Source organism: Desulfuromonas acetoxidans DSM 684, from assembly GCF_000167355.1.
Taxonomy (GTDB): domain Bacteria; phylum Desulfobacterota; class Desulfuromonadia; order Desulfuromonadales; family Desulfuromonadaceae; genus Desulfuromonas; species Desulfuromonas acetoxidans.
Window position 1 is genome coordinate 63,277 of sequence record NZ_AAEW02000014.1, and the last position, 22,782, is coordinate 86,058.

At 53.3% G+C, this 22,782-nt stretch carries 16 protein-coding genes; 6 read left to right on the forward strand and 10 right to left on the reverse strand.

What is annotated here, in order from left to right; genetic code table 11:
• Positions 1 to 32: 32 nt before the first annotated feature.
• From DACE_RS12085 to DACE_RS12095, 3 genes are all read left to right on the forward strand, one after another.
• Entirely contained in the window at positions 33 to 1,343 is a 1,311-nt protein-coding gene (locus DACE_RS12085; RefSeq protein ID WP_006001642.1) for a sigma-54 interaction domain-containing protein, read from the forward strand.
• A 218-nt stretch (positions 1,344 to 1,561) separates the two neighbouring features.
• Complete coding sequence (locus tag DACE_RS12090) at positions 1,562 to 1,948, forward strand: NifB/NifX family molybdenum-iron cluster-binding protein (RefSeq protein WP_040367259.1); 387 nt, start codon at positions 1,562 to 1,564, stop codon at positions 1,946 to 1,948.
• Positions 1,949 to 2,296: 348 nt separating this feature from the next.
• Complete coding sequence (locus tag DACE_RS12095; RefSeq protein ID WP_006001646.1) at positions 2,297 to 2,830, forward strand: nitroreductase family protein; 534 nt, start codon at positions 2,297 to 2,299, stop codon at positions 2,828 to 2,830.
• 63 nt (positions 2,831 to 2,893) lie between these two features.
• Here the strand turns inward: DACE_RS12095 and DACE_RS12100 are convergent, their stop codons facing one another.
• On the reverse strand, positions 2,894 to 3,472 hold the full coding sequence (locus DACE_RS12100; RefSeq protein ID WP_006001648.1) for a nitroreductase family protein: 579 nt from the start codon (positions 3,470 to 3,472) through the stop codon (positions 2,894 to 2,896).
• A gap of 206 nt (positions 3,473 to 3,678) precedes the next feature.
• Between DACE_RS12100 and DACE_RS12105 the strand changes: the two genes are divergently transcribed.
• The gene (locus DACE_RS12105) at positions 3,679 to 5,271 is read left to right on the forward strand and encodes a DUF445 family protein (RefSeq protein WP_006001650.1); all 1,593 of its coding nucleotides are present in this window, start codon (positions 3,679 to 3,681) and stop codon (positions 5,269 to 5,271) included.
• A 493-nt stretch (positions 5,272 to 5,764) separates the two neighbouring features.
• Here the strand turns inward: DACE_RS12105 and DACE_RS12110 are convergent, their stop codons facing one another.
• A complete protein-coding gene (locus DACE_RS12110; RefSeq protein ID WP_006001652.1) occupies positions 5,765 to 6,655 on the reverse strand; it encodes an ATP-binding protein in 891 nt (296 codons plus the stop codon).
• A 253-nt stretch (positions 6,656 to 6,908) separates the two neighbouring features.
• Here DACE_RS12110 and DACE_RS12115 point away from each other — a divergent pair, with 253 nt between their 5' ends.
• The gene (locus DACE_RS12115) at positions 6,909 to 8,234 is read left to right on the forward strand and encodes an ammonium transporter (RefSeq protein WP_006001654.1); all 1,326 of its coding nucleotides are present in this window, start codon (positions 6,909 to 6,911) and stop codon (positions 8,232 to 8,234) included.
• A 218-nt stretch (positions 8,235 to 8,452) separates the two neighbouring features.
• Here DACE_RS12115 and DACE_RS12120 read toward each other — a convergent pair whose 3' ends face one another.
• The 4 genes from DACE_RS12120 to DACE_RS12135 form a co-directional block, all read right to left on the reverse strand.
• On the reverse strand, positions 8,453 to 10,834 hold the full coding sequence (locus tag DACE_RS12120; protein ID WP_006001656.1) for a peptidase U32 family protein: 2,382 nt from the start codon (positions 10,832 to 10,834) through the stop codon (positions 8,453 to 8,455).
• On the reverse strand, positions 10,831 to 12,777 hold the full coding sequence (locus DACE_RS17435; protein ID WP_162013608.1) for a PAS domain-containing sensor histidine kinase: 1,947 nt from the start codon (positions 12,775 to 12,777) through the stop codon (positions 10,831 to 10,833). Before DACE_RS17435 ends, DACE_RS12120 begins: the two co-directional genes overlap by 4 nt.
• A gap of 114 nt (positions 12,778 to 12,891) precedes the next feature.
• Complete coding sequence (gene groL, locus DACE_RS12130) at positions 12,892 to 14,529, reverse strand: chaperonin GroEL (protein WP_006001660.1); 1,638 nt, start codon at positions 14,527 to 14,529, stop codon at positions 12,892 to 12,894.
• A gap of 55 nt (positions 14,530 to 14,584) precedes the next feature.
• Positions 14,585 to 14,878 (reverse strand): co-chaperone GroES, encoded by a 294-nt coding sequence (locus tag DACE_RS12135; RefSeq protein ID WP_006001661.1) that lies wholly within the window; start codon positions 14,876 to 14,878, stop codon positions 14,585 to 14,587.
• Between the two features lie 322 nt (positions 14,879 to 15,200).
• Here DACE_RS12135 and DACE_RS12140 point away from each other — a divergent pair, with 322 nt between their 5' ends.
• Entirely contained in the window at positions 15,201 to 16,277 is a 1,077-nt protein-coding gene (locus DACE_RS12140) for a pyridoxal-phosphate-dependent aminotransferase family protein (protein ID WP_006001663.1), read from the forward strand.
• Between the two features lie 81 nt (positions 16,278 to 16,358).
• On the opposite strand, the gene DACE_RS12145 is transcribed toward DACE_RS12140, so the two are convergent.
• The 4 genes from DACE_RS12145 to DACE_RS12160 form a co-directional block, all read right to left on the reverse strand.
• Positions 16,359 to 18,602 carry an ATP-dependent helicase gene (locus tag DACE_RS12145; RefSeq protein ID WP_006001665.1) on the reverse strand — a complete coding sequence of 748 codons (2,244 nt, stop codon included), beginning with the start codon at positions 18,600 to 18,602 and terminating at the stop codon, positions 16,359 to 16,361.
• Positions 18,577 to 20,397 (reverse strand): chloride channel protein, encoded by a 1,821-nt coding sequence (locus DACE_RS12150; RefSeq protein WP_006001667.1) that lies wholly within the window; start codon positions 20,395 to 20,397, stop codon positions 18,577 to 18,579. The genes DACE_RS12145 and DACE_RS12150 overlap by 26 nt, the downstream gene beginning before the upstream one ends.
• Before the next feature lie 217 nt (positions 20,398 to 20,614).
• Positions 20,615 to 21,676: a protein-glutamate methylesterase/protein-glutamine glutaminase gene (locus DACE_RS12155; protein ID WP_006001669.1), complete on the reverse strand. Its 1,062-nt coding sequence runs from the start codon at positions 21,674 to 21,676 to the stop codon at positions 20,615 to 20,617.
• A 254-nt stretch (positions 21,677 to 21,930) separates the two neighbouring features.
• Positions 21,931 to 22,755: a CheR family methyltransferase gene (locus DACE_RS12160; RefSeq protein WP_006001671.1), complete on the reverse strand. Its 825-nt coding sequence runs from the start codon at positions 22,753 to 22,755 to the stop codon at positions 21,931 to 21,933.
• Between the last annotated feature and the right edge of the window lie 27 nt (positions 22,756 to 22,782).

Here is a 22,782-nt window from a genome sequence, read left to right on the forward strand (position 1 = left end):
ATAATGGCGTCTTATCCTCACAGAGGCCATCAATGACCCAACTGACCGACAATCCCGTTCATGTCCAAACCATCCTCGACAGCGTTGCTGATGGGGTGTTTACTGTTGACCCACAGCTCCGCATCACTTCGTTTAATCACGCAGCTGAGGAGATCACTGGGTTCAGCCGGGCCGAGGCTCTCGGTCAACCGTGTTGTGAGATCTTTCGCACCAACGTCTGTTTTGATCAATGTCCCTTGCGTAAGGCTTTTGCCAGCGGAGAGAACATCACCAATATTGAGGTGGATGTGCTCGACCGCCACAACCGTGAAATCCCTATTTCGGTCAATGCCTCTGTCTTGCGTGATGAACGCGGCGATGTAATCGGCGGTGTTGAAACCTTTCGTGATCTGTCGCAACTGCGTGCTTTGGCCAATGAGGTGCAGAAGCAGTTCAGTTTTCATGACATGATCAGCCGCAACCCACGCATGCAACAGTTATTTGACATCCTGCCCGATGTCGCCAACAGCGATGCCACGGTTTTGCTCCATGGAGCCAGCGGCACCGGCAAGGAGTTGTTTGCCCGGGCCATCCACAATCTCAGTACACGTAACAACCAACCACTGGTGGTGATCAACTGCGGTGCTTTGCCGGAACAATTGCTTGAAGCGGAAATTTTCGGGGTGCGTAAAGGCGCCTACACCGGCGCGATCGCCAACCGCAAAGGCCGCCTCGCCCTGGCAGAGGGCGGCACTCTGTTTCTTGATGAGATTGGCGATTTACCTCTGTCGCTCCAGGTCAAACTGTTGCGGGTGTTGGAAAACAATGAGTATCAGGCGCTGGGAAGCGACGAAACCCGTCGCGCCGATGTCCGTTTTGTCGCGGCCAGCCACCGTGACCTCGCCCATCTGGTCGAAGAGAAACGTTTTCGCCAAGACCTTTACTATCGCCTCAACGTTGTTGCCCTGCATATCCCGCCCCTGAGTGAGCGCGATGAAGATATTCCGTTGCTGCTGGACATGGCATTGCAACGGTTTTGCCACAAGCATGGCAAGAAGATAGTTCGTTTCAGCCAACCGGCTCTGGAACAACTGTTGGCCTATCCCTACGAAGGCAATGTCCGTGAGTTGCTGAACATTGTGGAACGGGCAGTGATTTTATGCCGCGGCTCTCAAATTGAAGTGATGCACATTCCAGCACTCACATCGAACGCTCTTGCGCTTAAGAAAAACCGCTGTCCGGATAAGGACGCCTTGTCCCATCTGCTTCAACGTTTCCAAGGAAACCGTCAACAACTGGCACAACATCTCGGCATTGACCGCACCACCCTGTGGCGTTGGCTGAAAAAACATCAGCTTAACTGACGTTGCATTGTGTTGCATAAACGTTGCACTGCAACATCGGTATGTTTCTCAATAATAACTGTTTGTTAGACGTACCCGCCCATCCGCCCCCGTTCCAAACGTTGCAAATGCAACATCGTCAATCCGTCCCGCAAAAGGCATCAATAGTCAACCTACTGTTTTTACACGACTTTTATTTTAAACTATCCATTGGCATTGGTTTTGTAATGAAAGAAGCCATGTCTGCGTTATCTCCCGAAACTATACGGATAGCCATTCCCAGCTATGACAGACGCGTATCTCCCCGTTTTGATCAGGCGCGCGAATTTCATATTGCGGATATTGACTTACGCCATCGTCAATGTCGCGAGCTCAGTGCGCTCGTCTGTCCTCAGCCTCCTTACACGATCGGCGACTGGCTTAGCGAATTGGGAACACACGGGGTTATCTGTTCGGGAATTCACCAGCATCACCAGCACCAACTTCTGCAGCTGGGGATCTGGTTGATCTGGGGAATCAGCGGTGAGATCGATTCCATTCTCGACCACTGGTTGCAAAGTGACGAATTGCAATCCCTGATCAATGAATTGCCGAAAGAAAAAACCTTAGTGTGCCAGGCGCACTAAGGTTAGAACCGGGAGACATTTTTATGTTATGCGCTGTAAGCCGAAGAGGGCGGTATTTGCAGCAACTCAAGTCCCAAAGCAACTTTGTGATGTGATGAATTGGCAGGGTCAATTGAACTGAATTGACGATGATATGTGGTGACCCTGCCACCCGTTTTCCCCCACCCATCCTCTCTATCCCACGAGTTTTCCACTTTTCCACAACGTTATCCACAGGATGTCATAATTTGGGCAACGCTGAGCTGCGACCAGCAGTCACCATGGCGTTTCCCCTTGCATCACTGCGCAATCAACGGTAAGAAGGAGACTCTCTTAAACAGATCACCTGATATTTCAGCGAGGTACACGATGTTCCTGGAGTTACTCCGCCAACGGCGCAGTATTCGCAAATTCACCAACACCCCGTTAACAAATACGCAACTGAGCGTGCTGCAAGAAGCCGTGTTGCGTGCACCGAGTTCACGTAGCCGCGATCCCTGGCAATTCATCTTCGTTACGGATCGTCAAAAGCGACAGGCCCTTTCCCAGGCCAAGCCCCATGGTGCCGGGTTTCTCGCCGAGGCCGCCGTGGCCGTCATCGTGTGTGCCGACCCGCGGTGCTGTGACGTGTGGATCGAGGACTGTTCCATTGCCGCATTTATTTTACAACTGACGGCTCAGGATCTTGGACTCGGCAGTTGCTGGGCACAAATCCGTTGTCGTGAGCACGACGACACAACAGATGCAGAAAGTTACGTGCGCCGGGTAGCAGGCATTCCCGAACACCTGCGCATTGATGCCATTATCGGCATCGGTGAGGCTGATGAGGAAAAAGAGGGGCATCCTGAAGATGAGCTGCGTCAGGAGCGCATCCACTGGCAGAGCTACCGCTCGGACACATAAAAAAACAGGGGCCGGAAAATTCCGGCCCCTGTTACTAAACAGTGCTCAACATTCTGAACAACGTCAGTTGATCCAACTGAGAACCAGGTGATCCATGGTGCGCTTGGGCACATAATGGACTCCGGACTCGTCACGCCAGTATTTAATGTCGCCACTCTCCTCTTTATCGACCAGGCGGACCTCTTCAGCGGGGTAGCCCAGAGCGATCACCATAACAATTTCAAAACGGGTGGGGATTTTGAATTCCTCACGAAATTTCTGCTTTTGAATGGAGCCAATCATACAGCCACCGAGACCTTTTTCGACCGCGCCAAGCAAAATGCTCTGGGCGGCAATCCCTGAATCGCCGTCAAAACGATCACTGATGGTTTTGTCACCAATGATAACAATATAGCCGCTCGGTCGCTCGTTTTCCGCCGGACCTTTCCAATCCTTGAGATAGCCGGCCCAACCCAGGTAGTTGAAAATCCGATCATTACGTTCTTTGTCGACTGACAACAGATAACGCAGCGGCTGCAGATTGGCGACACAGCCACAATAACGGGTCAACTCAACCAGTTCAGTCAATTGCTCTTCGCTAATCGCCTTGTCCGCATGAAAACGTCGATAGCTGCGATTTCTAAGCAACAAATCTTTCAGCATTACTCCTCCTCACATGATAAAATGGTCATTGCATACGTTGCCCGAACCATCAATAGCGCATCACTCAGGCAACAGTGAATAGATGCAAATTATAGTACCCCATTGCAAAAAAAAATCAAAACATTCTCAATAAATAACAGATAAGAGAACATCATTTATTAACCGGGAATTCTCCACCCCCTGCCCACTTTTGAGGTTGTTGTTTCATGCTGTCACAGTTCGATTCTTACCTGCCCTGGCTGCTCCCGCCGTTATTGGGCGCTATCATCGGTTATGTCACCAATTATATTGCGATTCGCATGCTGTTCCGGCCCTTGAGGCCCTGGCGTATTTGCGGCCTGCGCGTTCCCTTGACTCCGGGCATCATCCCTTCGCAACGCCATAAATTGGCGCGGAAAATGGGCGAGATGGTCGGAGATCATCTGCTAACCAGTGACGATATTGCCGACACCCTCGACAAGGAGGGGTTCCGTAAAAAACTGCTGTCAGCTGTCGAGGAGAAACTCGATCAATTTATCTGTCGCGACCTCAGCGCGCCCATCAGCCTTCTCCCGTCCCAGTTTCATGACCGCCTTGCCGACATACTGGAAACCGTCCGCTGGAAGCTGCTGCGTGCATTGACTCGCCAACTCGAATCAGAGCAGGGGCGGCAACAGTTAACCCGTTTTTGCCAGGAATATCTCGATGTTCTGCTGAGCTATCGTCTCAAGGACCTGATGGATCATCCCAGCCAGACGATTCAGGGATTTGCCGGAAAAAAGATTGAACACTGGCTCGACAAAGAGCAGCTGGAGGGCTGGCTGGACCGTTTTATCGATCAACGCCTGCAACAATTGATCGACAACCAGCAATGCCTCAATGACCTGCTCCCCGGCGAACTGGTGGATGGTGTCCTCGAACTGGTGGAGCAGGAATTGCCGGCAATCATTGAACAACTTTCCGCCATGCTTGACGATCCGGAGGTTCGCGAGCAGTTGCAGGATAAAATCCGTGATGCCATTGCCAACCTCATTGACTCCATTGATGGCCTTTCCGCCTTGATCGGCGCGCTGTTTGACATGGAAAAGATCTACGCCAAGTTGCCCGGCTTTATGGACAAAGCAGCTGTGGAGCTGAAAGAGTGGCTGGCATCGGAGTCGGTTCGGCAACAAATTAGCTCGAAATTACGCGACCAACTCAACGAATGGCTGAATCAGCCGCTGAGTCGTTTACTGGAAAAAGTGCCTTACGAACGGGTGGTGCGCATCCGTGGTCAGGTCAGCCATCGTGTCTGTGACTGGCTGACTGGTGACACTGTGCGCCACCAGTTGCTCAATGCCGTGGAGAAGGGGGTGGAAACCATTGAAGGGCGACCGCTGTCCGACTGGATTGATCCATTGCTCCCGGAGCAGGGCAGGGAGAAAGTGGCCGGCCTGATCAGCACGGCCATTGTCGATCAGCTCAGCCGTGAATCGGTGCAGCACAGCGTTGAAGGATTTCTGAAAAACCGCATGACCTATTTTATCTACCAGCGTCCCCTTGGCCAATTAAGCCGCTACCTACCCAGTGACGGGCGTGAGGAGCTGGCCGTCGGCCTGTTCGATCAACTGGTGGTACTGTTGAAGAAGGAGATCCCGCCGCTGGTGGAAACCCTCAACATCTGCCAGATCGTTGAGGATAAGGTCAACTCGCTGGATATTCTCAAGGTGGAAGGGCTGCTCATGGGGATCATGAAAGAGCAGTTCAAGTACATCAACCTGTTTGGGGCTCTGCTCGGTATGTTGATCGGGCTGCTTAATCTGGTGCTATTGCAGATGTAACTGAGAGCTGTTTATGTGTTGCTGAGCAACCAAGCTCATATGTCCATCAGCGCAAATTTAAGCCTTTGGTGCATCACAGAAGATCAAAGTCAAGGTCGCCGGGTTTCGTCCCGGCAGCCGACATCCTTTTGACTGGCCGCTCAAAAGTATGCAAAAACCAGCTTGAACCTCCTGACCCTGGACACACCGACAATGGGTCTGTTTCCGTTATGCTTTACGGATTCGGCTTGCCTCCCTTTAGCTCGGCAAATCGTGCAATTCATCATCTCTGGCGTAAAACGTTGCTGACAATATGATGTCGCGCTCTATCTCTGGTGTGGCACCTGTCAAGCGGGTGGGCAGTGCCCACCCTTGCAGAAGTATGTTAGTTGGCTCCCAGGCCCTCCCGTTCAGCCGCACCGAACGCAATGAACGTCACGTGCGTACAACATCGCGAACAGGTGATGCTGGCCGAAGCAATTGGTTCAAAGATAGGAACCACAAGGGCAACGAATTACTCTGCATCCCCAGCCCGCAACTGCATCCCCACCCAGCGCTTGGCAAACTGGTACGCAGTCCGGCCACAGCGCTTACTCTTATCGTGCGACCAGCGGATTGCCGCAGCTTCAACCTCGGCATCCCATGGCAATTGCCGCCCATAGTCGTGACACAACCGCTCAATGCATTGGCGCACCACATTGAGATACTGATCCTGACTGAACGAATCAAACGACACCCACAGACCAAAACGATCCGACAGCGAATTCTTCTCTTCAATGGTTTCTGAGGCGCGAACTTCACCGCCCTTGATATGATTACCGATGTTGTCAAAATCGTATTGTGGAATCAGATAACGGCGGTTGGATGTAACATAGATCAGGCAATTGGCGGGCGCCGCATACACCGCACCGTCCAGGACACTTTTAAGGATTTTGTAGCCTTTTTCACCCACTTCAAACGACAAGTCATCGCAAAACAGGATGAAACGGTAGGGCTGCTGCTTGATCTGGGCGAAGATATCCGGCAAATGATGCAGATCATCCTTGTCTACCTGCACAATCCGCAGCCCCAACGGCGCATAGCTGTTGAGTAGCGCCCGCACCAGTGACGATTTTCCGGTTCCCCGCGCCCCCCACAACAGAATATTATTGGCCGGATAGCCATCGATAAACTGCCGGGTATTGTCGGCAACCAACTGCTTCTGCTCATCAATACCAAGCAGATCATCCAATGTTGTCCCTTCGGTTTCAGGCATTGCTTCCAATGTTCCAGAGACCGAATGACTGCGCCACGCCGCAGCCAGAGTCCTACTCCAATCAACAACTTCAACGGGTTGCGGCAGCATCTGCTCCACGGCGCTAAGCACCCGTTTCAACTGTTGTTTCAATTCCTGATCCAGTTCCATATTCCCCCCTTGTTACCATCTCTGCTAAACACGTTGCCCGTTTTTCAGGCAGACCTGCCTTATAATTAATCATCGCACAAGCAAAACCACCAACACTGTACCCTGCTTAGTCCCTGTTTTTCAATAAGTTACCACTCTTTTCGCCCACATGGCATAACGGTTGCTGTTGTTAGAGGGGTTGGCAATGGTGCTAACAACCCCTGTTTATAAACAGGGAAAACAACGATGTTTTGATTTATTCGAGGAGGAATAGATGTTGCGCTATGCCTGCCGCATGGTGCCAGGGCTCCTTTTTGCCCCGGCCACCTGTTTGGCTGCGGAAACCACCTGTGATTCGGGTACCACAGCGTGGATGATGATCTCCGTAGCTCTTGTCCTGTTGATGATCCCCGGACTCGCCATGTTCTATGGCGGCCTTGTTCGTACCAAAAACGTTCTCTCCACCATGATGCACAGCTACGTTGCCCTGGCCATTATCGGTGTGCTGTGGGTCGCAGTCGGTTATTCGCTGACCTTCGGCAAAAGTATCCTCGGTGGCTTTGTCGGGTGGAATCCCGATTACTTTTTTCTCAGCGGCATTGACAGCACCATTACTGACGGCATCCCGGAATATATCACGGCGATGTTTCAGGGCAAATTTGCCATTATCACCCCGGCCCTGATCAGCGGTGCTATTGCCGAGCGTGTGTATATGCGCGGCTATGCCGCATTTATCGCCCTGTGGTTCCTGCTGGTCTACTGCCCGCTGTGCCATTGGATCTGGGCGCCGGACGGCTGGTTGTTCAACTACGGCGCTGCCGGTGTTGTTGATCTGGCCGGTGGTCTGGTCATTCACGTCTCTGCTGGTGCCAGCGCCCTGGTGGCCGCCATCTATCTCGGCCCCCGCAAGGGGTTCCCCACCAAGCCGATGCAACCCAACAATCTGGTCATGACCATGATGGGTGCCGGTTTGCTGTGGGTTGGCTGGTTTGGTTTTAATGCCGGTTCCACTTTGCACAGTGGCCTGGATACCGCCCGCGCCCTGACCATGACCCAGATCTCCGCCGCCAGTGGCGCGTTGACCTGGCTGGTGATTGAAGCCTTAACCTTCCGCAAAGCTACCGCACTGGGCTTTGTCTCCGGCATTCTCGCTGGTCTGGTTGTCATCACTCCGGCAGCCGCCGTCGTCCAACCCGTCGGCGCTCTGACCTTGGGAGCCTGTTCCTCGATTCTGTGCTACTACGCTCTGGGCATGAAGATGAAACTCGGCTACGACGACAGCCTCGACTGCTTCGGTATTCACGGTGTCGGCAGTGGCCTTGGAGTGTTACTGCTGTGTTTCTTCATCCGCGACAGTTGGATGAGCGATGCCGCCGCAGCGGCAGGTGGCAGTTGGACCGCGTTTGATCAGCTGGGCGTTCAACTAGTCGGCATGGGTGCAACAATTGCCCTGGCCGTCGTGGTGACATTGGCCCTGTGCTTTGCCATTGAAAAAACCATCGGCTTTCGAGTGGATGCACAAAGTGAAGCGGAAGGACTTGACCAGACCCTGCATGGGGAAAATGGTTATGGTCTGAGTGATTCGTCGATCAACGGCTAACACACGAGAAATTCTGTAAATATAAAGGCGGCTCAGGGTTCTGAGCCGCCTTTGTTTTTCTGAAGCCAAGAGAAGAACCCGGGTCAAGATCGTCGGGTTTCGCCCCGGCAGCCGACTTCCTTTTGACTGACCGCTCTCAACCGTGACTCCGACTGCAGGGTTTGTTATTTAGCAACCAAGCTCTCCCGTTCAGCCCTGATCAAATCACGCCTGAAGACTTATTCCATCCCAGCCACAAAATTAAACGGCGACGTATGCGGTAGATCGCGCCGCTGGCGAAAGCTTTCCAGCACCTTCTTCCCCTGCGGGCTGAACGCCCCAAGATGGGAGATATCGACCACAAAACCACTGCAGCCCATCTCATACAACTGCGGCAACGCCCCACACAGTGAAAAATCATTATCCGAGCGCAGCACGGTCAGACCGGCTTTCGACACCACCTGATAACCATCTCCGCGATCAGACAACAAGGGCTGGCCGCCTTTGAGTCCGGGAATACGAATGCGTGAAGTAATCAACGGGATAGAACCATACACCATGGCATACAACGCGTGAGAGCCACGACGTTGCACCACCTGCTTCATGTTGTCGGCATCATCCTCAATATACAGCTCATTACTCACCGCCCCCAGCTCCTGCCACGCCTGCATAGCTTCACTGTTGAGACAAAACAGCCGGTAACTCGCCTCAAGACGAACATCGGGAAACTTTTTAAACAGCTCAAAATGGCTGAGGTTGGTCAGCCGAAACTGCGTGAACCCGGACTGAATCAGGTGGGAAACCGCCTTCTGATACGTCGTCCACTCCTGATCGAAAATCACGAAAGGCAGATCCCACACCACACCACGGCGTTGCCGCTGCCCCACCTTCCACGGTCGATGCAATACCGCTGTGGTCAGTGGCACCAGAATACGGTCGATTTCATGACTATCCAGCGCACGCATCTCACGAATATCTTTGATGGCCACCGTCACTTCTTGGGAAGCCGCGGGATGCTCACTCTGGAGTGGCAACAGGCTTGCCAACGCACGTTTGCGCCGTTGGTCCTGGTGTTTTTTCCCCGCATTTTCCACATCGCGCTGTAAATGCTGATAAAAGTCACGGCGCACTTCTTTCAGCCGCTTTGGCGGGATGATCATATCCGGCAAGGTTCCGGTGGTAAAAGTCGTTAATTCAAACGGCGCATCACCACATTGACGAAACACCTGCTCCAGAGCCTCTTTGGACAGCGGACTCTGTTTGGCGGCAAACATATCGACATCATACGAGGCATTGAGACACACCTGCCCCACTTCGGCACAGACAATCAACTGTTGATTATCCACAGCCACATTCAATGTCAACGGCTGGCGAGCAGCCCCCACCTGTTGCAGGCGACGACGACACGCGGCATCACTCATGGCAAAGGCTTTCTGCGACGAGACCTTGAACACAGCGTCACCCGGCTTAAAACGCCCTTTGAAGGTATGGCTGACACAGGCCGCTCCAGCGGCAAGTTTTTTGACCGGCTTGCGCCCGGCCCACAACTGCTTGACGGTGAACGCCGTACCCACTTTATCACTACCGGGCTGAATGCGAATACGGTCGCCAAGATTGAGCACGTCACGGCTCTTGAAGAACAATTTGTTGTCCGTGGCTCGGGTCACTTCGCCGAGATAACGCCCAGTCGAACCACGCAACGCCGGCGTTGCCATATCTGTGGGCTGGCGGCCAGCGAGGAAGCCCTTGGTCGGTGTGCGACCAAATGACTGTTTGAGCAACTTGCGCGCATCCTCGACAGCAGACTGGCGATCTTTGCCTGTGGCATCCATCACCATGCGATAGGCCTGGACAACGTTGGACACGTATTCGGCGCTTTTCATCCGTCCTTCGATCTTAAAGCTGGATACCCCGGCATCCTGCAACGCCGGCAGCAGCTCAATCGCCGACAGATCATTGGGCGAGAAATAGTAGCCGTCTTTACCACGCTGGCTATAACGGCGGCGACATGGCTGGGTACAACGACCGCGGTTACCGCTCTTACCACCTAGATAGGAAGAAAAATAGCACTGGCCGGAAAAGCAGAAACATAAGGCTCCGTGAATAAAATGCTCCAGATCCAGACGGGTTTGAGAGCGGATATGCTGAATCTCGGGCAAGGTCAGTTCACGCGCCAGAACGCCGCGACTGAACCCCATTTTTTCCAACTGCTTAACTCCGGCAGCATTGTGCACCGTCATCTGTGTGGAGGCATGCAGTTCCAGATCGGGGAAGTGATTGCGTGCCACGCGCCAAACACCGAGATCCTGGAGAATCACCGCATCGACACCGGCCTCCTCTACCGCTGCCAAAGTATCGATCAACGCCGGCAACTCCTGCTCCTTGACCAGGGTATTGATGGTCACAAACAATTTACGATCACGCTGCTGGACGTAGCGTGTCATCGCCGCAATATCCTGAAACGAAAAATTCTTGGCCTTGGCGCGCGCCGAAAACGATTGCAAGCCACAATAAACGGCGTCGGCACCGGCTTCCATGGCGGCAAAAAAAGCTTCAAGACTGCCGGCAGGCGCCAGCAGCTCGGCCTGAAGGGATTGCTGTTTTTTCTGGGTTGGTTTCACTCGGTATCTCCGACCGGAAGCAACACCGTAACACAGGTGCCTTCTCCCAGTTGCGAGTCATAGCGTAACGTGCCGCCATGCTCCTTGATAATTCGCGAGGAGACAGAGAGACCGAGACCGGTTCCGCCCTCTTCACGCTTGGTAGTAAAAAACGGGTCAAAAATTTTATCCAGATGTTCAACAGAGATGCCTCGACCATCATCCGTCACCCGGACACAAACCTGTTGCGCCTGCGGATCATAACAGGTCGCCACTTCAATGGCTTGTTCCGGTGTGGTCAACGCTTGGCAGGCATTCATCAGCAGATTAATCACCACTTGCTCCAGCCCCTGGAAACTCCCTGGCAACGGGGGCAGGTCTTCTGCGTAAAAAATCCGCACATGATGGCTGGATTTTTTGAGACTGTTGGCCACCATGCGACTGGCAGCCAAGACCACTTCGTTCACATCAACCGGCTCAAAACGGTCCATTTCACTGCGGGTGAATTGCTTGAGATCTTCGACAATACGGCGAATATTGGTCGTGGCCAGATGATTATTACGAAAGAGTTGTGGCAAATCCTCCTCCAGATCACTGAAGGAAAAACCGCCAAAGCTGCCGTCACTGCCGCCACAGTCCGCCAGTTCCTGCATCAGATCACGGCAGATCTCTTCAAGCAAGCCATTGTTCATTGCCAGCAGACCGTTGGGGTTATTGATTTCGTGGGCAACACCGGCGGCCAACTCCCCCAATGCTGCCAAGCGACTGCTCTGGGTAGCCTCGTTTTTCAGCTGCACGGATTCTGTGACATCGCTGACAATTCGGATCGCCCCGGTCACCTGCTGATGATCATCCAGGAGCGGAAACACTTTAACGCCTAAACTGCGCCCGTCAGTAGCCTGGAGCAGTTCGGTCTGCTTTTCTCCGCGCGCAAGACAACGTTGCACCAGGCAGGGTGGCCCATCGTCAGTCTGACGCGATGCACTGACACATTCCCCTCCTGTTTTACTCAGACAACACGACCGCTCAATACATTCTCCAACCTTGAGGTTCCAAACCGTTTCTGCCGCCTGGTTGCCCCAGGCCACGGTGCCATCGCTGCGAATCAGGGTAATGGCATCCGAGATGCCGTTGAGTAGCGTGGTAAATTCGCGCGAGATCTCCTGATAGCGCTGCTCCATCAGTTTGAGCTCACTGATATCATTCAGAACCAGCGCAACCCCTTGCACTCTTTCGTCAAAATCATACAAGGGATGACAATACATCTGCACAAAAGGGACCTGTTCAGAGATCCCTGCCAGAGATTGAACACAGACCGACTCCCCCAACAACGCCCGCCCCAGGGCCGGCCGGATCTGATGACTATAAAGCTCACCGCACAGATAATCGCTCAACGGTTTTCCCGACAGAAGGCGCTCGTGGCATAACGTGCAAAACGATTCATTGGCGGTCATCAGGTTCAGATCGGCATCAAGGGTTGCCATCATAATGGCCGTATTATCGACCACCTTATGCAGCAGGAAAAGCTCAGAAACCTGTCCCTGCAACATCGTATCGTACTCACCCACCAGTTCTCGTGTCAAATTCAGACGACAGAACTCTTTTAAGCGCAAGGCAATATTTAAAAAGTGCTCAGCTAAAACGAAGCCGTCAATGTCCAACGCCACGAGATCATGCTGAACGGACGATGATACCGAATGGTCGATCAGCGCAATCATGCTTTTGATTCTGCTATTATCAATCGAGCGAACCCACTCCTGAATTTTTTCCATCCGGGCATCGACAAACAGGATATCGATCTGCATGGCATCGAGCCAGGTCGTGACCTGATCAAACGAATCAGCATGGACAATGCTGGTGAGCGGACAATAGGACAAGACGGATTGCGTAAAATGCTGCGCATAGGCGTCACAATCGCTGAACAGAAGAACACTGATTTTAACTTGGTCAAGTTTTTGTGACATACCGGTTATCATACCATCATCTCTGCACAGACGCAGCTTCAGCGATCACATCCAACAAAAAAGCGCCCCTGAAAAAACAGGGGCGCTTTTGAGCCAAACAAGAAACCGGAATGATTACATCATGCCGGGCATGCCGCCGCCCATGCCGCCGGGCATGGCGGGCATAGCAGGCTCATCACTGGGCATTTCAGCAATGCATGCTTCCGTGGTCAGCATCAGACCCGAGACAGAAGCCGCGTTTTGCAGGGCACTGCGGGTCACTTTGGTCGGATCAAGGATACCGGCTTCAAGCAGATCAACATACTCATCCGTTGCCGCGTTGAGGCCGAAAGAACCCTCACCGTTCTTGACTTTATCAACAACGATGGAACCTTCCAGACCAGCGTTGGCAGCGATCTGACGCAGCGGCTCTTCCAGAGCACGCTTGACAATCTGTACACCAAACTGCTGCTCGCCTTCGATCTCCAATGCCTCAACCGCCTTGATGCAGCGGATCAGAGCCACACCACCACCAGGAACGATGCCCTCTTCAACGGCAGCGCGGGTCGCATGCAGAGCATCTTCAACGCGGGCTTTTTTCTCTTTCATCTCGGTTTCAGTTGCAGCACCAACTTTAACCACAGCAACACCGCCAACCAGTTTGGCCAAACGCTCCTGCAGTTTCTCACGATCGTACTCGCTGCTAGTCTCTTCGATCTGGGCGCGAATCACTTTAACGCGAGCCTCAATATCGGTCTCGCTGCCGGCACCGTCAACGATGGTGGTGTTGTCTTTGTCCACAACAATGCGCTTGGCAGTTCCCAGCATATCTTCGGTAGCGTTCTCCAGTTTGAAGCCCATCTCTTCCGAGATCACCTGACCACCAGTCAGAATGGCGATATCTTCGAGCATGGCCTTGCGGCGGTCACCAAAACCAGGAGCTTTAACGGCGCAGACGTTGATGGTACCACGCAGCTTGTTAACCACCAAAGTGGCCAGCGCTTCGCCGTCGACGTCCTCAGCGATGATCATCAGCGGCTTGCCCATTTTGGCCACCGGCTCAAGAATCGGCAGCAGCTCACGCATGTTGGAGATCTTCTTGTCGTAGATCAGGATCATGGGATCATCCATGGCCGCTTCCATACGCTCGGAATCGGACACGAAGTAAGGAGACAGGTAACCACGATCAAACTGCATCCCCTCAACGGTTTCCAGAGAGGTTTCCATGGACTTGGCTTCCTCAACGGTAATGACACCCTCTTTACCAACTTTGTCCATGGCCTCGGCAAGAATGTTGCCGATGGTCTCGTCGCTGTTAGCAGAGATGGTGCCAACCTGAGCGATCTCTTTGTGGTTGGCAATAGGCTGAGACAGCTCACGCAGAGAAGCGACAGCAGCTTCTACGGCCTTATCAATACCACGCTTGATCTCCATGGGGTTGTGACCGGCAGTAACCAGCTTGACACCTTCACGGTAGATACCCTGAGCCAGAACGGTTGCCGTGGTGGTACCGTCACCAGCGATATCGGAGGTTTTAGAAGCAACTTCTTTAACCAGTTGCGCACCCATGTTTTCGAACTTGTCTTCCAGCTCGATCTCACGAGCAACAGAGACACCGTCTTTGGTGATCAGGGGAGCACCGAAGGACTTGTCGATAACAACATTACGGCCTTTAGGACCGAGGGTCACTTTAACGGTATCTGCCAGCATGTTGACACCGGCCAGAATTGCGGAACGGGCGTCTTCAGAAAATTTGATCTCTTTTGCAGCCATTGTTTAAGAACTCCTGTTCAATAAATTCAGGGTTAATCGCAAGAAACGCTACAGCTTACTTTTCGAGTACGCCGAGGATATCGTCTTCGCGCATCATCAGGTAAGCTTTGCCGTCTACCTTGATCTCAGTACCGGCATACTTACCGAACAGAACGCGGTCGCCAACTTGAACGTCCATACCAAGAACTTTACCTTCAGCGGTCACTTTGCCTTTACCTGCGGCAATAATCACGCCTTCCTGAGGCTTTTCCTTGGAAGCGGTGTCAGGGATGATGATTCCGCCAGCCGTGGTGGTTTCTTCTTCAACGCACTCAACAATGAGGCGATCCTGCAGAGGTCTGATGTTCATGCTCTGTCTCCTTTGTGAATGAAATAATGTCGCGGCTTAATGCCTTGAATTCATGAAATATCTGCGTAACACTCAGGGTTAGCACTCAGCAAAAGGGAGTGCTAACAGCAGGGGTAAATATAAACAGTGAGGTCAGAAAGTCAAGGGGTATCTCGGGAAAAAAATGGCAGAAAAAAGCCCTTGTTGCTGCATCACGCTCCGACAACCGCTTGACAGCCCACAGCCCCCATGCTAAACCACTGAAATCGCCCCGAAAGGGGTGATATTTCGCTCACTTGCACCAGCAAACCGAAACGGCGACACCGCCGCAGAAAGGACCATCATGGCGAAAAAACTGTTTATTCCCGGACCGGTAGAAGTCAGCAACGATGTGTTTGCCGCCATGTCTTCACCGATGATCGGCCACCGCATGCCGGAATACGCCACACTGCATCAAAGCGTCACCAGCCAGTTGCAGACCCTGCTCAACACCACAGACCCGGTATTTCTCTCCACATCCAGTGCTTTCGGCATCATGGAGGGCGCCGTGCGCAATCTGGTCCAGAAACGTTGCGCCAACTTTGGCAACGGTGCGTTCAGCACCAAGTGGCACGACGTCACCAAGCGCTGCGGCATCAAAGCGGATCTGTTCACAGCCGAATGGGGCCAGCCCATCACCGCCGAGATGGTCGACAAGGCACTGGCCAGCGGCGATTACGATGCCATGACCATGGTTCACAATGAAACGTCCACCGGCGTCATGTCACCGCTTGAAGAGATTGCCGAGGTGATGAAGAAATATCCTTACGTCTCTTTCATCGTTGACACGGTCTCCTCCATGACTGCCGTTCCGATCGACTTTAAAGCCCTCGGCCTCGATGTTTGTCTGGCCGGCGTGCAGAAGGCGTTCGGTCTCCCACCGGGACTGGCGGTGTGTGCCGTATCACGCGCCGCACTCGACAAAGCCAAAGCCACGCCGAACCGCGGTTACTATTTCGACTTTGAAGAGTTTGAAAAAAACGACCTCAAGCACAACACGCCGAGCACTCCGTGCATCAGCCTGATCTACGGCATGGATGCGCAATTGAAGAAAATGTTTGCTGAAGGACTCGACAATCGTTATCGCCGCCATGCACAGATGGCTGAAGCGACCCGCAACTGGATCACCGCTCAGGGCTTCGGTCTGTTCGCTGCCGAAGGCTACCGTTCCATGACCCTGACCAGTGGTGCCAACGACGGTCACACCGACCTTGACACGTTAAAGAAATTGGTCGGCGAACGCGGTTACGCCATGGACAACGGCTACGGCAAAATCAAGAACGAAACGTTCCGCATCCCGCACATGGCTGACATGACCCTGGCCGATCTGGAAGAATATTTCGCCCTGCTCGAAGAGCTGCTGCCGCAAGTGCGCAGTTAATTCAGATTCAAACAATCAAAAAGCCCGCCTTGCCAATGCAAGAGCGGGCTTTTTTTATTCGTTTTTTCTTCACCCTGTGACTCAGGCCGGTTCCAGCCCGGCAAACTTGAGCAGCAGTCGCTTCGGTCCGAAGCGGTTGAAGTAAACAATCACTTTTTGCTTATCGCCGCTGCCTTCGAGACGCCGCACCGTTCCTACACCAAAACGGGCGTGGCGCACCCGGCTGCCAATACGCAAGGTGCCATCGTCAACTGGAGCGGCGGGCTCCACCTCGATGACCGGTTGATCAGGCACGGATGCCGAATCGGCCGCCGGGGTAGAAGCTGGAGCTGATGATGTTTCCGATTCCGGGGCCTGCATCGGCAACTGGTCGAACAGCGACGCGAGGTTGTGTTTGGATGTGGCATGCAGCGGTTTCTTGGCCACATCGGCCAATAACCCTTCGGGGATCTCACCGACAAAACGGCTCGGTGGATTAAACTGGTAGCTGCCGTAGACCCGGCGACGGCGAGCATGGGTGAGGTAGAGTTTTTCCATGGCGCGAGTCATACCGACATAACACAGCCGCCGCTCCTCTTCGAGCTGCTCACCACCATCGTTACTACGTGCCGCCGGAAAGATACCGTCCTCCATACCCGTCATGAACACCACGGGGAACTCCAGCCCCTTGGCGGCATGCAACGTCATCAGCGTGACGCGATCGAGGCTGCTGTCATAGGCATCAAGATCCGTGACCAGAGCCACCTGTTCCAGATAGTCCTGCAACGTCGTGTCTTCATCGCGATGCTCTTCCATACCGGCGAGCAGCTGGTCGATATTGTCAAGCCGGTCACGCGCTTCCTGAGTGTTTTCGCTCTTGAGCATCTGGGCGTAGCCGGTTTCTTCAATCAGCTCGGCAGCAAGTTGCGGGTAGGGCAGGCGTTCGAGACGACTGGCAAAATCCTCCATCATGGCGACAAAGGCAGCGACTTTTTTTGCCGCAGCGCCTTTGAGCACTCCTTGCTCTACCGCCAGACGGCAGGCCGGGAAAAAGCCCTGGGCCTGTTGTTCCAACGTCGCGATCTTGGCGACCGTGGTGGCACCAATTCCCCGTGTCGGCACATTGATGATGCGCTGGCAGGAGATCGTGTCGGCCGGGTTGGTCAGCACCCGTAAATAGGCCAGAACATCCTTGACCTCCATGCGGGCGAAAAACCGCATGCCGCCGAACATGACATAGGGAATGCGCTCACGGACCAAGGCCTCCTCCAGCACCCGCGATTGAGCATTGGTACGATAAAGCATGGCAATATCGCGCAAGTGGCGACCACCCTGTTGCAATGCCTTGAGCTGATCAACCACATAGCGCGCTTCTTCAAGATCGTCGGGCAACGCCTCCAGGGTGATGGCCTCGCCGTCGGGGTTTTCCGTCCACAGGGTTTTGCCCTTGCGTCCGACGTTGTTGGCAACCACCGCTCCCGCAGCATCAAGAATAGTGGTGGTGGAGCGGTAGTTTTGCTCCAAGCGGATGGTGGTACAGCCCGGATAATCGCGCTCAAAACCGAGGATGTTGCCCACCTCGGCACCACGCCACCGGTAGATGGACTGGTCGTCATCACCAACCACACAGAGATTGCCGTGCTCTGAGGCGAGCTGCTGCACCAAGCGATACTGCACCATATTGGTGTCCTGAAACTCATCAACCAGCAGATGGAGAAAACGCCCGGCATAACGCTGCCGGATCTCTTCATGCTCGTCAAACAACTTGACGCACATCAGCAGCAGGTCGCCGAAATCAAGGGCATTGGCCTGCTGCAACCGTTGCTGGTAATGGCGATAAACGTCGGCGATCACCTGTTCCTGCGGTGTATTCTGCGGCATCTCGGCGGGAAACTGACCGCGGTTTTTTGCCGCATCAATGGCCGCTGCCGCAGCACGCGGTTTGAGTTTTTTATCGTCAATGCCCAGCTCTTTAAGGATGTTTTTCAGCAGACGATCCTGGTCCTGATCGTCGTAGATAGTAAAGGACGTATCAAATCCCAATGCCGAAATGTCCCGGCGCAGAATGCGCACACAGGTGGAGTGAAACGTCGCTACCCACGGCATCTCGCCTTCGGGAAGCGCCCGCTCGATGCGCTCCTTCATCTCCTTGGCGGCCTTGTTGGTAAAGGTCACCGCCAAAATCCGCCACGGTGGAACGCCCTGCTGGCGGATGAGGTGAATCACCCGGCCGGTGAGGGTGCTTGTTTTTCCCGAACCGGCTCCTGCAAGGATAAGCAAGGGGCCACCAGGGTGTTCAACAGCCTCAATCTGCTGAGGATTAAGCAGAGGCGTGGGACGATCCATCGTGTTCCTCCTCCAGGCTACGCGCCATCAGAGCTTTATTATATGCGGAAACCATGTCGCGACGTGAAACAATGCCGATCAGACGACTTTGTTGCTGGCGGTCCACAACCGGAAGTTGTTCGATGTTGCGATAACCAATCTTGCGCATGGCCTGATCAAGGTTTTCATCGCCAAATACGGTGGTGACCTCCGTGGTCGCCAGCTCCTTAACCACCACCAGATCCATCAGATCTTTTTCAAACACCACACCGAGAAAATCCTGAATGGAAATAATCCCGGTCATTTCACCTGCCGGGTTCAGCAACGGAAAATTGGTATGCTTGGTGTTGCTGATAAACTCGGTAAACTGACGCAGGGTCATCCCCTCTGGAACGGTTTCCAATTTCTGGGTCATAACATCATCGACGCGAATCGATTTCATGATGTTCCGCTCTTTACCCGCCTCAAGATCAATCCCGGCTTTGGCCAGTTCAACCGTATCAAGGCTCTCTTTCTTGAAATGGCGACTGATGGCTGTTCCAACCACACAAGACAACATTATAGGCACAATGACCTGATAGGAAGCCGTCATCTCAAATAACAGGAAAATAGCGGTCATCGGTGCATGGGTAGCGGCAGACAAAAACGCTCCCATACCAATCAGCGCATAGGACCCCGGCGCAATGGCCAGGGAAGGAAACAGCATCTGGGCAATATGACCAAACGCTCCTCCGGTCACCGCGCCGATATACAACACCGGCGCAAACAGACCGCCGGGCAAACCGGAACCAAGGGTGATGGAGGTAGCAATGGCTTTAAACAGGATCAGGGCCAATAACAGATACCAGGCGCCCTGACCATTGAGAAACTCGCCCATAAAATCGTAGCCGTTACCGAACACCTGGGGAAAACCGACCCCGATAAATCCCACCAGCAATGCGCCGATGATCGGCTTCATCAAGCGTGAGACGCGCAATTTGTCAAACAGATCCTTGACGCGAAAGTGGACATCGATAAACCCTGCCGCCAGACCGCCGATAACCGCGCCCAACGCCACATACAGCAGCAGCTCCCAATGGGAACCGACCTGATAAGGCGGGATATGAAAGGCAATCTCGTTACCGATCAGCGCCCGCGACACCACGGTGCTCATGCCGCTGGCAATGACAATTGAGGTGAAGCTGGAGATCTCAAATGAAGAGAGCAGGACAATTTCCTGGGCAAAAAACACCCCGGCGATCGGCGCGTTAAACGTCGCGGCCACACCACCTGACACACCACAGGCCACCAGCACTTTGAGACGGTTGCCGCTCACCTTGAACCCTTGGCCGAACTGGCTGCCGACGGCCCCACCGATCTGGGCAATCGGGCCTTCCTGACCGGCACTACCACCAGTACCGAGTGTGATGGCACTGGCAAGGCCACGGGTAATGATGGTGCGACCAGGAATTTTGGCACCACGCAGGTTCACTTGTTCCAAAAACGAGGAGAAGCCGAATTTAAGGTCTTTGGCAAACCATAAACCAAATGGGATCATCAGCAAGGCACCGGCCAGCGGAAATAGAATCGCTAGCCAGCGCGAGGCACTCCACTGGTGCCACGAGATCTGGAACAGTTCCATTCCCTGTTCGATCACCAGCCAGTGGAAGAATTCGATGGCTTGGCGAAAGGCGTAGTTACACAAACCGGACAACAGGCCGATGGCTACTGCCAGAATGGCCATAAAGGTGTTTTCGCTGATCCGGAAACGTCCCAGTACGGCCAGGCCGACCCGGCGTAACCAGTCAAATATACGGGGTATGGTGCCTAAACTCATCGGATTCACTCAACGGTTTTGATCCCGGGCGATGTCCATGGTGAATATCATCGTCACACAATCAGTGGTAAGTTACTTATTTTCAATGGAAAAACAGCCGATTATATTAAGTTGTTTCAGGGGGTGCTGTAAAGAGATTATCTAGGGAAAACCAGGATTCTTGCGTATACGCAACAAAAAAGGGGGCAGGAAGGAGGGTGACGAGGTCGATTGCGTATCAACGGCTCAAGTTAAGCGCTTTCATGGCAATCTGTTCCAGAGGCAACGTGTAATCAACCGCACCGGCGGCAATGGCCTCCTTGGGCATACCGAACACCACACAGCTCTCTTCGTTCTGGGCAATATTCATTGCTCCGGCATCTTTAAGCTCCTTCATCCCTTTGGCACCATCATCGCCCATACCGGTTAAAATCACTCCGACGGCGTTTTTTCCGGCATAGCGGGCGGCGCTGCGAAACAGCACATCCACGGAAGGACGGTGGCGCGACACCAACGGCCCATCTTTTAATTCAACGTAGTAACGGGCACCACTGCGCTTGAGCAACATATGACGATTTCCCGGCGCAATCAACACATGACCGCGAACAACACTGTCTCCATTTTCGGCCTCTTTCACACTCATGGCACACAGGCTGTCAAGCCGCTGGGCAAAGCCACGGGTAAAGTTCTCCGGCATATGCTGGACAATCACCACACCGGGACAATCCATGGGCAGGCTTTCGAGGAAAACCCGCAATGCCTCCGTGCCGCCGGTGGAGGCGCCAACAACAATAATCTTCTCCGTGGTGCGCACCATGGCTTCACTGGAACCACGTGGTAACACAGCATCAGCCGTCAGCTTCGGTTCAATACGTCGTGCCATCCGCAGCTTGACCGGTCGCGCCGTCGCAGCTGCTTTAATGGCGTCACAGATACGCACTCTGGACTCTTCAAGAAACTGCTTGGTACCCAAGTTCGGCTTCTGAATAATCTCGACGGCTCCGTATTCCAATGCCTTGAGCAGAGTTTCCGATCCATCTTCCACCAGGCTAGAACACATCACTACCGGGATCGGATGTTGACTCATGATCTTCTGCAGAAAGGTCAAGCCGTCCATGCGTGGCATTTCAACATCGAGAGTAATAACATCGGGAATCTGCTGTTTGAGACGTTCCGCAGCCACAAACGGGTCGCTGGCCGTGGCAATCACCTCTATGCGTGGATCGGACTCAAGCACCGACTGTAACGCCTGACGCACCACAGCAGAGTCATCGATGATCAGCACTTTAATTTTAGCCATTTGTCACCTCATTGAAATACGGCAGGACGACTTTCAGCGCATCACACGGACGTGTCAGATGCTCAAGATACACCCGAGGGAACTAGGTGCATCGTGTTCATTCTTTCGCAAGTAGGGCTGCAACATGAAGCTCATTGGCAATTTGACACCTCAGAACCCAAGCCATCAACGGGTCTAACGTCTCTCCCCCCACCGTACCTCCCGGCATAGAGGCAGTATCAGCAGTCTCGAGGAGCTGGAATCGTTTTTTTGCGCTAGATGAGACGGTAGACTGTTGGTGCAACCTGATGCAACGGCACAGAAAAACCGTGCAAAGACTCCGAATGGCCCAAAAACAGAAAACCATCATCCTTTAAATGGTGACAGAATTTTCCGACCAGTTTTTCCTGAGTCGTTTTGTCGAAGTAAATAATAACATTTCGGCAAAAGATCACATCTACTTTATCCGGCAATTGAAACGTACTGTCCATAAAATTGAGTCGTCCGAAGCGCACTTTTTTCCGCAGATCCGGCGAAATACGCACCAACTCATTGCCGGAATCCTTATGTTTCAGCAGGTAACGTTTGCGTAATTGCTCGGCGACTGGAGCAATGCGTTCTTTGTGATACACAGCCGTCCTGGCATGGTCGAGTACCCGTGTTGAAATATCCGTGGCAATAATTTCAAAATCGAATCCCGGATGCTGCTGGGCATAGTCATTGAGAACCATGGCCATGGTGTAAGGCTCCTCCCCGGTGGAACAACCGGCACTCCAGATCCTGAACCGGCGTCCATGGCGGTGTCCCGCCTGCCAGGAGGACAATACCTGCGAGGTCAAATAGTCAAAATGACCGCTTTCACGAAAGAAATCGGTTTTGTTGGTCGTCACCACGTCAAACAGATGAACATGCTCCATCTGCTCTCCCTGAGGGGAAAACAGGTACTCGCAATAATCTTCAACACAGGACAATTTCAAGGCACGCAGTCGTTTTCCCAGTCGACCTTGCAACATCGTGCGTTTTGAGTCAGAGATTTTAATACCCAACTTCTGGTAAATAAACAGGGATAACCGCTGAAAATCACGCTGAGTCAGTTCCACGACCCCTCCTCGACACTGCGGACAGAA

What these genes read in the sequence shown, in the direction of transcription:
- DACE_RS12090 (WP_040367259.1), top strand. Translation starts at nt 1,562, where the DNA reads ATGTCTGCGTTATCTCCCGAAACTATACGGATAGCCATTCCCAGCTAT.
- DACE_RS12150 (WP_006001667.1), bottom strand. Translation starts at nt 20,397, where the DNA reads ATGAGTTTAGGCACCATACCCCGTATATTTGACTGGTTACGCCGGGTC.
- DACE_RS12135 (WP_006001661.1), bottom strand. Translation starts at nt 14,878, where the DNA reads ATGAACATCAGACCTCTGCAGGATCGCCTCATTGTTGAGTGCGTTGAA.
- groL (WP_006001660.1), bottom strand. Translation starts at nt 14,529, where the DNA reads ATGGCTGCAAAAGAGATCAAATTTTCTGAAGACGCCCGTTCCGCAATT.
- DACE_RS12145 (WP_006001665.1), bottom strand. Translation starts at nt 18,602, where the DNA reads ATGGATCGTCCCACGCCTCTGCTTAATCCTCAGCAGATTGAGGCTGTT.
- DACE_RS17435 (WP_162013608.1), bottom strand. Translation starts at nt 12,777, where the DNA reads ATGTCACAAAAACTTGACCAAGTTAAAATCAGTGTTCTTCTGTTCAGC.
- DACE_RS12155 (WP_006001669.1), bottom strand. Translation starts at nt 21,676, where the DNA reads ATGGCTAAAATTAAAGTGCTGATCATCGATGACTCTGCTGTGGTGCGT.
- DACE_RS12095 (WP_006001646.1), top strand. Translation starts at nt 2,297, where the DNA reads ATGTTCCTGGAGTTACTCCGCCAACGGCGCAGTATTCGCAAATTCACC.
- DACE_RS12140 (WP_006001663.1), top strand. Translation starts at nt 15,201, where the DNA reads ATGGCGAAAAAACTGTTTATTCCCGGACCGGTAGAAGTCAGCAACGAT.
- DACE_RS12105 (WP_006001650.1), top strand. Translation starts at nt 3,679, where the DNA reads ATGCTGTCACAGTTCGATTCTTACCTGCCCTGGCTGCTCCCGCCGTTA.
- DACE_RS12110 (WP_006001652.1), bottom strand. Translation starts at nt 6,655, where the DNA reads ATGGAACTGGATCAGGAATTGAAACAACAGTTGAAACGGGTGCTTAGC.
- DACE_RS12115 (WP_006001654.1), top strand. Translation starts at nt 6,909, where the DNA reads ATGTTGCGCTATGCCTGCCGCATGGTGCCAGGGCTCCTTTTTGCCCCG.
- DACE_RS12085 (WP_006001642.1), top strand. Translation starts at nt 33, where the DNA reads ATGACCCAACTGACCGACAATCCCGTTCATGTCCAAACCATCCTCGAC.
- DACE_RS12100 (WP_006001648.1), bottom strand. Translation starts at nt 3,472, where the DNA reads ATGCTGAAAGATTTGTTGCTTAGAAATCGCAGCTATCGACGTTTTCAT.